The organism is Pseudomonas sp. LS2P72 (assembly GCF_054897865.1).
The window spans coordinates 5,165,286-5,177,957 of sequence record NZ_CM142708.1 but is presented as its reverse complement, the minus strand read 5'-3'; the positions used below and the strand labels follow the sequence as shown (position 1 = coordinate 5,177,957).

The following is a 12,672-nucleotide window of genomic DNA, read 5'->3' as shown; positions in this document are numbered from 1 at the left end:
AGGTATCCACCGTACCTGTGGGAGCGAGCCTGCTCGCGATGGGCGCGCCGCATACTTTGATTTTTCACCACGCAATGGATAGCACGAACTTGGCCAGGACAGCCGGGATGTTGTTTCGTCTTCCGTCATTGCCGACAACCACAACAAAGGCAACAGGAGCATTTCACATGAGTTCAACAAACACCGGGCAAAGCGCCGGGCAACTGGAAACCCGTGGCATCGAGCCCGTGCCGGAAGCGGAGTGCAACGGTCATCCGCTGCAACTGTTCTGGGTCTGGTTTGCTGCCAACATCTCCATCCTCGGCCTGCCGCTGGGCGCGACCCTTGTAGCCTTTCGCGGCTTGGCGATCTGGCAGGCGATCATCGTCGCGATCCTGGGGGCTGCCGGTTCCTTCGCGGTGGTCGGGATCATCTCCATTGCCGGTCGCCGTGGTCGTGCCCCGAGCCTGACGTTGTCGCGAGCGATATTCGGTGTACGCGGCAACATCGGTCCGACCCTGGTCTCGCTGATGTCGCGTCTGGGCTGGGAAACCGTCAACACCACCACCGCCGCGTTCGTGTTGCTGTCGCTGTGCTCAATCCTGTTCGGCTCGCCGGTGGAAGCCAAAAGCGCACCCGTGCTGACGTTGATCTTCATTGCGATTTTCGTACTGCTGACCCTGTCGGTGTCGGGCCTCGGTCACGCCACCTTGCTGGTGATCCAGAAGTGGGCAACCTACGTGTTCGGTGCGCTGAACATTCTGGTCGGCGGTTTCCTCTGCGCCACCATCGACTGGAGCGCGGTGTTCAATGCCACACCGGCACCGCTTAGCGCGATGATCATCGGCGTTGGTACCATGGCTGCCGGCACCGGAATCGGTTGGGCCAACGCCGGTGCCGACATGTCGCGCTACCAGCACCGCAGCGTCAAAGCCGTGCGCCTGGTGGCGTCGGCAGCGTTTGGTGCGGGGATTCCGCTGGTGCTGCTGATCACCCTCGGCGGCCTGCTGTCGGTGGGCAACAATGACCTGGCTTCGGCCACCGACCCGATCATCGCGATCCGCGACATGCTGCCGACCTGGATGGCCGTGCCGTACCTGATCACCGCGTTCGGCGGGTTGCTGCTGTCGAACAACCTGTCGGTGTACTCCGCCGGTTTGACTACGCTGACCCTCGGTTTGAAGGTCAAACGCGTGTATGCGGTGGTGGTCGACATCGTCGCGATCTTCGCTGGTTCGATCTATTTCATGCTGATCGCCGACAGTTTCTACGGCCCGTTCATTACCTTCATTTCTTTGCTGGCGGTGCCGATCACGGCATGGGTCGGGATCTTCGTCGTCGACTTGATTCACCGTCATTACTACAGCCCCAAAGACCTGCTGGACGTCAGCCCGAGCAGCGCTTACTGGTACAGCGGCGGTATCGAGTGGCGCGCCTTCGGTGCGTGGGCGTTGGCGATCGTGCTGGGCTTCAGCTTCACCACCATCGGCACGACCGAACAAACCGTGTGGTTCCGCGGCTTCCTGTCCGACTCCTGGCTGGGCCATAACGGCCTCGGCTGGATCGTGACGTTCCTGGTGGCCGGCGGCATTTATTTTGTACTCGGCGGCGCCAGGGATCGCCGTGCCGCGTTGGTCGAGAACGCTCATGCCTAGATTGCTGCACACCGGCCAGGTCATGATCGACCTGGTCATGGCCGTGGATAAACTGCCGCATTCGGGCGGCGATGTGCTGGCGCAATCCGCCAGTTTCGAGGCTGGCGGCGGCTTCAATGTGATGGCTGCCGCCCAGCGCAATGGTTTGCCGGTGGTTTACCTCGGGCGCCACGGCACCGGGCGTTTCGGCGATCTGGCGCGCGAGGCGATGAAGGCTGAAGGCATTCGGATCGGCATCACTCACCGCGCCGAACGGGATACGGGTTTGTGCGTCGCGTTGACCGAAGCCTCGGCCGAGCGCAGTTTCATTTCCTATATCGGTGCTGAAGGTGAGCTGACTGCCGAGGATCTGGCCAGCGTGCCGGCCGAGGCGGGTGACTATGTTTACGTCAGCGGCTACAGCCTGCTGCATGGCGGCAAAGCCCAGGCACTGCTGGATTGGGTGCTGGATTTACCGCGAGGAATCAACGTGGTGTTCGATCCGGGCCCGCTGGTGGATTCGCCGGATGAGCCGTTGATGCAAGCCTTGCTGGCGCGCATCGATCTGTGGACCAGCAACAGTGTCGAAGCGTTGAAATTTACCGAAGCGTTGGACATTACCGAGGCCTTGAAGCGGTTGGCCGATCACCTGCCTGCCGACGTGTTGATGGTGGTGCGTGACGGCCCGCAAGGGTGCTGGATCAGCCAGCGTGGCAACCGCCAACATGTGCCCGGTTTCAAGGTTGAGGCGGTGGACAGCAACGGCGCGGGGGATGCACATGCCGGGGTGTTTGTGGCCGGGTTGGCGCAAGGGTTGGTACCGGTTGACGCGGCGCGGCGGGCTAATGCGGCGGCGGCATTGGCGGTGACTCGATGGGGGCCGGCGACTTCGCCGGGGATTGCCGAGGTGGATGGGTTAATCAGCAAGACCTTTGGCGTCTGATCTATCGCCATCGCGAGCAGGCTCGCTCCCACACTGAATCTGTGAACAATACAAATCCCCTGTGGGAGCGAGCCTGCTCGCGATGAGGCCATAAGATTTACCATCAATCCTGACTTGACCTGACCTGACCCGGTCGCAGCCGCGCACGACTGCGACCTGATTCGTCTTGTTAAACGTCCAGCTTGCGCGCCGCCTCCACCCCTGCGGCACTGAGTTTGATCGGCAAGTTCAACGAGTGCTCACCGGTCTCGTTGCAGATCACATGACCCTGCTGGATCAATCCACGATCCTGCAGCGTGGCGAGGGTGCTGGCCACGACTCTTTCCCCCCGGTAATTGTCCAGGACCTCTTTGCCCAAACCGCTTGGATGGGCGTGCAGTAGACGGGTCAGGACTTCTTTCTCAAGGTTTTTATCGGCGTTCATGGTTACCTCTTTATGGATGTAAACAGTTCCATTTAATTAGAGTCCTTTACTAGAGGTTGGTCCGCCGCCGATTTGGATTGGTGCCTGATGAACGACGAACGGTCCAGGCCTGCTGCAGCGCTTTGCTGGTAATGGCTCGACGCCAGAGCAGCCGACCGACACTGATCAGCCAGTTCAGCACAGCAACTGCCAATACCGTGAGCAACAGCGTCGCCATCCCCTGTTCCACGATGATTTTCCCGGCCAGCAACGGAAAGCCAAACACGCCGATAAAGTAGGACAGGCTGAACAGCAGCAACGATTGCGCGGTGGTGCCGTTCGGCGCCTCGTTGGCCGCCAGGCCATTGATCACCGAGTAGGTCAGCCCGTAACCGACCCCGAGCATCACCGCCGCCAGCACGTAGCTGAACCCGTCGTCGACGACAAACCCGAACATCAGAATCGAGCCCATCATCAGGCCCGATAACAGGCAGGACGCCCGGAGCGGGTCGCGCTTGACCACGAAAGCGGCGATCAGCATGCGGCTGCTGATCGCTGCGCTCATGAAACCGAGGAAGAACAATGAATAGTCGAGTGAGCGCGCGGTAGCGTAGCTGGTTTGAAAACTCGACAGACCGCCGAAAACGCAACCACAGAGGCCGACCATGATGATCGGAAAAATCGCTCTGGACGACAGCACTTGCGCCGCTGCACGCCAGGAAATTCGTGACACCGCTGCCGAGTGGGCGGACGCTTTTTTCAGTTGCGAATCCAACCGCCAGAACAGCAACACGCCGATCAGGCTAACCAGCGCCGCGAGGTAAAACGCCGCGGTGATCGGATAGCCGAGGGCACTGGCAGCGCGGCCTAACAAGGGACCGCTGCCGATCCCGGTCATCATGCTGCCCGACAGCAGCGCAAAGTATTTCGCGCGTTGAGCAGGCGTTACCAGGCTCGCCACAATGATCGGGCCGAGGGTATAGAACACGCCCCAACCCAACCCCAGCAAGAGGCCGAAAAACAACAACAGATTGCCGAATCCCGGCGCCAGGGCGAAGCCCAGGCTGGCGGCCACCAGCAGAGTGCCGAATAGCGCAATCGAGCGGGCAGCACCGAGCAGGTCGGACAAGTGCCCGGAAACAATAACGGCGGCAAAGGTGCTGAGCATCGCAGCCGAAATCACACTGCCGGCATCGTGCTCATTACCGCCGCGGGAACCGATCAACAACGACAGCAAAAAAGTCGAACCATAGGACAGCGACAGCAGATAGCTGGCCAGACAAAACAGGCCGAATAACCTGCTGGAGACTTGCGGTGTTGCGCTAGGCATGACGCGGTTCCTTGACCGATAGAAGAGAGCTTCATCTATCTATCACGCAAGGCGTCGATGTCAGGTATGTGGTTATTGATTTCAAAGTTAGCGCTGGCCGGAGTAAAGCCTTCAGCAGGCCCCACGGATGACGTTTTTATTTCATATGTGACGAGCGCCGCGCGCCGACTTAGTATGGCGTTTTCAACTTTTGACGAAGGCACGTCCATGACGATCGAGATCCGCCCGGCGACCCCAAGCGATGCACCGCAAATCCTCGGGTTCATCACCGAACTGGCCGACTACGAACGTGCCCGCCACGAAGTCATCGCCAGCGTCGCCGACATCGAGCGCAGCCTGTTCAGCGAAGGCGCCACCGCCCACGGTCTGATCTGCCTGCGCGACGGCTCGCCGATCGGTTTCGCGGTGTTTTTCTTCAGCTATTCCACGTGGCTCGGCAGCAACTGCCTGTACCTCGAAGACCTCTACATCACCCCCGATCAGCGTGGCGGCGGCGCCGGTAAAACCTTGCTGCGTCACCTGGCAAAAATCGCCTGCGCCAATGATTGCGGTCGATTTGAATGGAGCGTGCTGGACTGGAACAAACCGGCGATCGAGTTCTACAAATCGTTGGGTGCGCAGCCGCAGGAAGAGTGGGTGCGGTATCGGATGGATGGGGCGGTGTTGCGGGAGTTTGCCGAGGGCTAGATCGCAACCGGCGTCTATTAAAGATCGCAGCCTTCGACAGCTCCTACCTCGATTTGTAGGAGTTGTCGAAGGCCGCGATCTTTTTTTGCCTCAATCCCAATATATGGGAGTGATATTTATATATTGAGATTTTTATGCGTCCGGGTTTATAGTCCAGCTCACTCACTGCCAATAAACAAAACAGGTGAAGCGATGCTGGCGCAATTGATCGCGCTCGATTGGGGGACAACCTCATTACGTGCTTACAAACTCGCCGCGGGTGGCCAGGTGCTCGAACAGCGTTCGCTGTCGTCGGGGATCATGCAGTTGCCCAGGACGCCGCGAATGATCGCGGGCCAGGAATGTACCGACGGTTTTGAACTGGCCTTTGACGAGGCCTGCGGTGACTGGCTCGACGCGCAGCCCGATTTGCCGGTGATTGCTTGCGGCATGGTCGGCAGCGCACAAGGCTGGCGTGAAGCGGCTTACCGCGATACGCCGGCAAACGTCGCCAATCTCGGAATCTCCCTACAAACGGTTCGCAGTCTTCGCGGTGTCGATGTGCACATCGTGCCGGGCGTGATTCAGCGGTCTCGTTTGCCAAACGTGATGCGCGGCGAAGAAACCCAGGTGCTCGGCGTTCTGCACAATTTGCCGGGCGAAGCGGGCAACGATCTGTTGATCGGCCTGCCGGGCAGTCATTCGAAGTGGGTGGAAGTGACCGACGGCTGCATCGTTCATTTCGATACCTTCATGACCGGCGAAGTCTTCGCCGTGCTCAGCGAGCACAGCATTCTGGGGCGTACTCAGCAAAAGGGTGCGTCCTTCGATGGCCACGCCTTTGATCGTGGTGTGCAGGTGGCGCTGTCGGCGGATGGCGAGATCGGGCCGTTATCGACATTGTTCAGTGCCCGCAGCCTCGGATTGACTGGCGAACTCAGCGCCACCGCCCAACCGGATTATTTGTCCGGTCTGTTGATCGGCCATGAGCTGTCGGCGCTGGCCAGCGTCCAGCGACGCCGACGCAACAGCGTTCATTTGCCTTCGATCATCCTCATCGGTAATACCCAACTCTGTGCCCGCTACAGCCGGGCGCTCGACGCCTGTGGTTTTGCCCGGGTGACCCTGGCCGAACAAGCCACCGAGCGCGGCTTGTGGCAGCTGGCGGTTGCCGCCGGACTGATCACACCACACTCATCCCGTTAAACCTGACTGGAGGTCTGACATGCTCAAGCAAGCATTGGCGCAAAACGGTCTGATCGCGATTTTGCGTGGCCTGCGCCCGCAAGAGGCGGCAGCCATCGGCGAAGTCCTTTACGCCGCCGGATTTCGCGTCATCGAAGTGCCGCTCAATTCCCCTGAGCCGTACGAAAGTATCCGCATCCTGCGCAGTACCTTGCCCGCCGATTGCCTGATCGGTGCGGGCACGGTGCTGACGCCGGAGCAGGTCGAGCAAGTGAAAGCGGCGGGCGGCCAAGTGATCGTCATGCCGCACAGCGATGCCAAGGTGTTGCGCGCAGCGAAAGCGGCGGGGTTGTTCCTGTCGCCGGGTGTGGCGACGCCGACTGAAGCCTTTGCGGCATTGGCCGAAGGGGCGGACGTGCTGAAGATGTTCCCGGCCGAGCAGATGGGCCCGGCAGTCGTCAAAGCCTGGCTCGCGGTGCTGCCTGCGGGAACGATTCTGGCGCCGGTCGGCGGAATCACGCCGGACAACATGCAGGTGTTTATCGACGCGGGCGTCAAAGGTTTCGGCCTCGGTTCCGGGTTGTTCAAACCGGGCATGACGCCAGATGAAGTGGCGGCCAATGCCAAGGCATATGTCGCTGCCTGGAAAGCCCTTCGCTAAGACTTTTTGGCGCTGCGAGCGCTACATCTATAAGAGCTGCACTTATAAAAAGAGAGCAAAAGATGAAAATCACCAAACTGACCACCTTCATCGTTCCGCCACGCTGGTGCTTCCTCAAGGTCGAAACCGACGAGGGCGTGACCGGTTGGGGCGAACCCGTGGTCGAGGGCCGCGCTCACACGGTCGCTGCTGCCGTTGAAGAATTGTCCGACTACCTGATCGGCAAAGACCCACGCAACATCGAAGACATCTGGACCGTGCTCTACCGCGGCGGCTTCTACCGGGGCGGTGCAATCCACATGAGTGCGCTGGCCGGTATCGACCAGGCGTTGTGGGACATCAAGGGCAAGGCTTTGGGTGTGTCGGTCAGCGATCTGCTCGGTGGGCAGGTGCGGGACAAGATTCGCGTCTATTCGTGGATCGGCGGCGACCGGCCGGCGGATACCGCTCGTGCTGCGAAGGAAGCGGTCGAGCGTGGTTTCACTGCGGTGAAAATGAACGGCACTGAAGAGCTGCAGTTCCTCGATTCCTTCGAGAAAGTCGACCTGGCCCTGGCCAACGTCGCCGCCGTGCGCGATGCGGTGGGGCCGAACGTCGGCATCGGCGTCGATTTCCATGGCCGGGTGCACAAGCCCATGGCCAAGGTGCTGATGAAGGAACTCGACCCGTACAAACTGATGTTCATCGAAGAGCCGGTGCTCAGCGAAAACTACGAAGCGCTGAAAGAACTGGCGCCGCTGACCAGCACCCCGATTGCTCTCGGCGAGCGGTTGTTCTCGCGCTGGGATTTCAAGCGTGTGCTCAGCGAAGGTTACGTCGACATCATTCAGCCGGATGCGTCTCACGCCGGCGGCATCACCGAAACCCGCAAGATCGCCAACATGGCCGAAGCCTACGACGTGGCGCTGGCGCTGCACTGCCCGTTGGGCCCGATTGCACTGGCGGCGTGTTTGCAGCTGGATGCGGTTTGCTACAACGCGTTCATCCAGGAGCAGAGCCTAGGCATCCACTACAACGAGAGCAATGACCTGCTGGATTACGTCAAGGATCCGCGGGTGTTCGACTACGACAAAGGCTTCGTGAAAATCCCGAATGGCCCGGGCCTGGGGATCGAGATCAACGAGGAGTACGTGATCGAACGCGCGGCCGTCGGCCACCGCTGGCGCAACCCGATCTGGCGCCATGCCGATGGCAGTTTTGCCGAGTGGTGAGTGATCACTGACCCACCGCAAATCCCTGTGGGAGCCAGCCTGCTGGCGATTTGGTCGGCACATCCAGCATTTTTGGTGACTGACCCACCGCGATCGCCAGCAGGCTGGCTCCCACAGTTTGATCTCCATGGACAGGAAGATTTACGGCAACCCCCCGATTTCACATCGACCTCAATAAACATAAGAAGAGGCATTCCCCATGCAACCGCAAACCCTCACCGGGCAGGCGTCGTTGGTGACGCCCAGTCGCAAGCGTTTTTTCATCATGGTCCTGCTGTTTATTACGGTAGTGATCAACTACCTGGACCGCAGCAACCTGTCCATCGCCGCCCCGGCACTCACCAGTGAACTGGGCATCGATCCAATCCACGTCGGGCTGATTTTCTCGGCATTCGGCTGGACCTACGCTGCCATGCAAATCCCCGGTGGCTGGCTGGTGGATCGGGTGCCGCCGCGCATCCTTTACAGCGTCGCGCTGCTGCTATGGTCGATCGCCACCGTCATGCTCGGCTTCGCCGCCAGCTTCATTGCCCTATTCGTATTGCGCATGGCAGTCGGTGCACTGGAAGCCCCGGCGTACCCGATCAACAGCCGTGTGGTCACCACCTGGTTCCCCGAGCGCGAACGCGCCACGGCCATCGGTTTCTATACCTCCGGGCAATTCGTCGGTCTGGCGTTCCTGACGCCGGTATTGGCCTGGCTGCAGCATCAATATGGCTGGCACATGGTGTTTGTCAGCACCGGTGCGGTGGGCATTCTCTGGGCGGTGATCTGGTACGCGGTGTATCGCGAGCCACGGGATTTCAAAGGCGCCAATGACGCCGAAATCGAGCTGATTCGCGAAGGTGGCGGGCTGGTGGATATCCAGGCTGAACAAGCCAAAGTCAAAGCCAAATTCAGCTGGATCGATCTCGGCATCGTGCTGACCAAACGCAAGTTGTGGGGCATCTACCTCGGTCAGTTCTGCCTCAACTCGACGTTGTGGTTTTTTCTGACGTGGTTCCCGACCTACCTGGTGAAATATCGCGGCATGGACTTCATCAAGTCCGGCCTGTTGGCGTCGCTGCCGTTTCTCGCCGCCTTCGTCGGTGTGCTCTGCTCGGGGTTCTTCTCTGACTGGCTGATTCGTCGCGGCTACACCGTGGGTTTCGCCCGCAAGTTGCCGATCATTGGCGGCCTGCTGATTTCTACCTCGATCATCGGCGCCAACTTCGTCGAGTCGACACCGTTGGTGATTGCCTTCCTCGCGTTGGCGTTCTTCGGCAACGGGCTCGCGTCGATCACCTGGTCGCTGGTTTCAACGTTGGCCCCGGCGCGATTGCTTGGATTGACCGGTGGGGTGTTCAACTTCATCGGCAACCTGTCGGCGATTACCACGCCGATCGTCATCGGTTTCCTCGCCACCGGTGATTCGTTTGCCCCGGCGATCACCTATATCTCGGTTCTGGCGTTGATCGGTGCGCTTTCCTACATCTTGCTGGTCGGCAAAGTCGAGCGTATCAAGTTGTAGTTGCGGCATGCGGGCGACCATAATGCCACCCGTTCACTCGCTCAACGGTAAAGGCTGGATATGCAGGAAGACGCCCCAAAAATCGCCAAGGACGCCGCACCGACCGGCACCCAGACACTGCTTCGTGGTCTGGGTGTGGTTCAGGCCGTGGCCAGTGGCGCCCGCGATCTCAAGGAAATCGCCCGGCTGATCGGCACCACGCGCAGCACCACCCATCGTCTGGCCAGTTGCCTGGTGGACGAGCGCTACCTGCGCGTGGTGCCGCAAGTCGGTTATCTGTTGGGGCCGAAGCTGATCGAACTGGGTTTCCAGGCGCGCGAAGAGCTGCCGCTGGTGACTCTTGCCGGACCGTATCTGGATGAGTTGTCGGCGCTGACGGGCGACACCATTCACCTGGCGATTCGTGAAGGCGACGAGGTGCTGTACCTGCACAAGAATCCGGGGCGCAATGGCCCGGAAATGCGTTCGCGGGTCGGCCATCGCATGCCGTTGGCGCGTACCGGGATCGGCAAGGCGCTGATGCTCGATGACCCGCAGGAAGAATGGCAGCGGCTGTACGAAGTCAGCTTGCCGGCGGGTGGGAAAAATCAGTTCTGGCCGCAGCACCCGGAGCAGTCGTGGGAGCAGTTTCAGCAGCGCATGGTCGAGTATGTGGCGGGCGGTTATGCGTTCGATCTGGAGGACAACGAACCGTCGATCCGCTGCGTGGCGGCGCCGATCCGTGATGCCAGCAAACGTATCGTCGCCGGTATCAGCATCGCCAGCACCGTGCCGTACATGCCGCTGGAGAAAATGGCCGAGCTGATTCCCCTGATCAAAGGGGTCACAGCCCGGCTGTCGGCGGAGCTTGGCGCTAAGGTCTGATTAGACTTTCAGCGTCGCCATATCGATCACGAAACGGTACTTCACGTCACCCGCGATCATGCGGGCGTAAGCCTCGTTGATTTGGCGGATGTCGAGCATTTCGATGTCGCAGGTGATGTTGTGCTCGGCGCAGAAATCCAGCACTTCCTGGGTTTCGGCGATGCCGCCGATCAGCGAGCCGGCCAATACGCGACGGCCCAATACCAGTTTGGCGGCGTGGACCGGTGGATCGACCGGTTCGATCAGACCCACCAGAATGTGCACGCCGTCGAAACGCAGCGTATCGAGGTAGGGATTGAGGTCGTGCTGCACCGGAATGGTGTCCAGCAGGAAGTCGAAATGTCCTGCCGCAGCCTTCATCTGTTCGGCATCGGTGGACACGATCACGTGGTCCGCACCCTGGCGACGACCTTCTTCGGCCTTGCTCGCCGAGCGGGTGAACAACGTGACTTCAGCGCCCAATGCCTTGGCGAACTTGATGCCCATATGGCCGAGGCCGCCCATGCCGAGAATCCCGACCTTGTCGCCCGCCTTCACGCCGTAGTGCTTGAGCGGCGAATAGGTGGTGATGCCGGCACACAGGATTGGCGCGGCGCTGGCTGGGTCGAGTTTTTCCGGGATGCGCACCACGAAGTGTTCGCTGACCACGATGCTGTCGGAATAGCCGCCCATGGTGTTGCTGCCATCGACGCGGTCCGGGGTGGCGTAGGTCATGGTCGGACCTTCGAGGCAGTATTGCTCGAGGTTCGACTGGCAGGCTTCGCAACTGCGGCAGGAATCAACCATGCAGCCGACGCCGACCAGATCGCCAACTTTGTGCTGGGTGACATTCGCACCGATGGCGGTAACTTTGCCTACGATCTCGTGGCCGGGCATCAGTGGGTAAACGGCAATGCCCCACTCGTTGCGTGCCTGATGGATGTCGGAATGGCAGACGCCGCAGTAGAGAATATCGATCGCGACGTCGTCGGCCCGAGGGCTTCTGCGTTCGAATTTCACGGGGGCGAGGGGAGTGGTGGCCGACTGGGCGGCGTATCCGATGGCGGTGTACATGATGAACCTCGCAAAAGCTGTGACGGGGGAGATGGCGAATTTTGGGCGCCGTACCTGTCGCCGGCCATGGCGATTCCTCCGGGTGTCATGCCTAATCCTCCGGCATCAGCCTTCAATGGGTCGCATTGGCCATCAGACCTGCGATGATGCTTTCATCCCTATTTCCGCGACTTTTTTGTGAAGAGCCCTCATGTTGTTGACCCGTCATCTGGATGCCAATGCCACGCTGGTTTCGCTGATCCAGCCTTTGACTAATCGCGATGGTTTCGCTCCCACGGCGTTGCCGGGTGTGCAGGTTTTGCGGGCCAGTTGTGATGTGGCTCGCGGCCCGCAGATTTATGAGCCGAGTCTGGTCATCATCGCCCAGGGCAGCAAACTGGCGTATCTGGGGCCGCGTACGCTGGAATACGGCGCCGGGCATTATTTGATTCAGGCATTGCCGGTGCCGTTCGAGTGCGAAACGTTTTCAGCGCCGGATGGGCCGATGCTTGGGGTTTCGATTGCCATTGATCGGGTGTTGCTCGGTGAGTTGGTGTTGGCCATGGGGCTGGCGCCGGGGCGTAATATTCCTGCGCAGACACCCGAGTCGATGACCTCGGCAGTGCTCGACGATGGGATGCGTGGTTGCGTGGAGCGGCTGCTGCATTGCCTGCACGATCCGCTGGAATGCCAGATCATGGGGCCGGCGCGGTTGAGGGAATTGTTGTTCGTTGCCTTGCGTGGTCCGCAAGCCGATGTGCTTCGGGCGCTGGTCGAGCAGCAGGGGCAATTCGCCCGGATCGCGGCATCGCTCAGTCATCTGCATGCGCATTACACCGAGCCGCTGAATGTAGAGACCCTGGCCAGTTGCGCGAATATGAGCGCGTCGACCTTTCATGAGCATTTCAAACGCAGCACGTTGTTGTCGCCAGTGCAGTACTTGAAGCGCTTGCGTTTGCTCAGGGCCCAGCAGTTACTGCTGGGCGAGGGATTGGGCGTGGCACAGGTGGCGCATCGGGTCGGGTATCAAAGCACCTCGCAGTTCAGTCGCGAGTACAAGCGCTACTTCGAGCGTAATCCTGGGGATGAACGCGCTGCCTGATGCGCCGCTGATCCCCTGTAGGAGCCGAGCTTGCTCGCGATAACGGTGTGTCATCCAACATCACGGTCGTCTGACATGCCGCTATCGCGAGCAAGCTCGGCTCCTACTATTGGCGGTGTTGTTGCATAAATGGCGGGCAACAAAAAGGCCCC

At 60.3% G+C, this 12,672-nt stretch carries 12 protein-coding genes; 9 read left to right on the top strand and 3 right to left on the bottom strand.

Annotation, left to right across the window (positions count from 1 at the left end; all coding sequences use genetic code 11):
• Positions 1 to 167 precede the first annotated feature (167 nt).
• Positions 168 to 1,634, top strand: coding sequence for a purine-cytosine permease family protein (locus tag ACYZUA_RS23750; RefSeq protein ID WP_461960842.1), 1,467 nt, complete (start codon positions 168 to 170; stop codon positions 1,632 to 1,634).
• On the top strand, positions 1,627 to 2,556 hold the full coding sequence (locus tag ACYZUA_RS23745) for a PfkB family carbohydrate kinase (protein ID WP_461960841.1): 930 nt from the start codon (positions 1,627 to 1,629) through the stop codon (positions 2,554 to 2,556). The genes ACYZUA_RS23750 and ACYZUA_RS23745 overlap by 8 nt, the downstream gene beginning before the upstream one ends.
• A gap of 169 nt (positions 2,557 to 2,725) precedes the next feature.
• Here the strand turns inward: ACYZUA_RS23745 and ACYZUA_RS23740 are convergent, their stop codons facing one another.
• Both ACYZUA_RS23740 and ACYZUA_RS23735 read right to left on the bottom strand, forming a co-directional pair.
• On the bottom strand, positions 2,726 to 2,980 hold the full coding sequence (locus ACYZUA_RS23740; RefSeq protein ID WP_461960840.1) for a hypothetical protein: 255 nt from the start codon (positions 2,978 to 2,980) through the stop codon (positions 2,726 to 2,728).
• 49 nt (positions 2,981 to 3,029) lie between these two features.
• Entirely contained in the window at positions 3,030 to 4,289 is a 1,260-nt protein-coding gene (locus ACYZUA_RS23735; protein ID WP_461960839.1) for an MFS transporter, read from the bottom strand.
• Positions 4,290 to 4,496: 207 nt separating this feature from the next.
• Here ACYZUA_RS23735 and ACYZUA_RS23730 point away from each other — a divergent pair, with 207 nt between their 5' ends.
• From ACYZUA_RS23730 to ACYZUA_RS23705, 6 genes are all read left to right on the top strand, one after another.
• The gene (locus tag ACYZUA_RS23730) at positions 4,497 to 4,976 is read left to right on the top strand and encodes a GNAT family N-acetyltransferase (RefSeq protein ID WP_150657035.1); all 480 of its coding nucleotides are present in this window, start codon (positions 4,497 to 4,499) and stop codon (positions 4,974 to 4,976) included.
• Positions 4,977 to 5,168: 192 nt separating this feature from the next.
• A complete protein-coding gene (locus ACYZUA_RS23725) occupies positions 5,169 to 6,161 on the top strand; it encodes a 2-dehydro-3-deoxygalactonokinase (protein WP_461960838.1) in 993 nt (330 codons plus the stop codon).
• 19 nt (positions 6,162 to 6,180) lie between these two features.
• Positions 6,181 to 6,801 carry a 2-dehydro-3-deoxy-6-phosphogalactonate aldolase gene (locus tag ACYZUA_RS23720; RefSeq protein WP_461960837.1) on the top strand — a complete coding sequence of 207 codons (621 nt, stop codon included), beginning with the start codon at positions 6,181 to 6,183 and terminating at the stop codon, positions 6,799 to 6,801.
• A gap of 62 nt (positions 6,802 to 6,863) precedes the next feature.
• Positions 6,864 to 8,012, top strand: coding sequence for a galactonate dehydratase (dgoD, locus tag ACYZUA_RS23715; RefSeq protein WP_008152275.1), 1,149 nt, complete (start codon positions 6,864 to 6,866; stop codon positions 8,010 to 8,012).
• Positions 8,013 to 8,211: 199 nt separating this feature from the next.
• Complete coding sequence (locus ACYZUA_RS23710; RefSeq protein ID WP_123364820.1) at positions 8,212 to 9,522, top strand: MFS transporter; 1,311 nt, start codon at positions 8,212 to 8,214, stop codon at positions 9,520 to 9,522.
• A gap of 60 nt (positions 9,523 to 9,582) precedes the next feature.
• The gene (locus tag ACYZUA_RS23705; RefSeq protein WP_461960836.1) at positions 9,583 to 10,386 is read left to right on the top strand and encodes an IclR family transcriptional regulator; all 804 of its coding nucleotides are present in this window, start codon (positions 9,583 to 9,585) and stop codon (positions 10,384 to 10,386) included.
• Here the strand turns inward: ACYZUA_RS23705 and ACYZUA_RS23700 are convergent, their stop codons facing one another.
• Positions 10,387 to 11,439, bottom strand: a complete 1,053-nt coding sequence (locus ACYZUA_RS23700; RefSeq protein ID WP_461960835.1) for an NAD(P)-dependent alcohol dehydrogenase — start codon at positions 11,437 to 11,439, stop codon at positions 10,387 to 10,389. It lies immediately after the preceding gene.
• 190 nt (positions 11,440 to 11,629) lie between these two features.
• Here ACYZUA_RS23700 and ACYZUA_RS23695 point away from each other — a divergent pair, with 190 nt between their 5' ends.
• Complete coding sequence (locus ACYZUA_RS23695) at positions 11,630 to 12,520, top strand: AraC family transcriptional regulator (protein ID WP_461960834.1); 891 nt, start codon at positions 11,630 to 11,632, stop codon at positions 12,518 to 12,520.
• Positions 12,521 to 12,672: the final 152 nt, after the last annotated feature.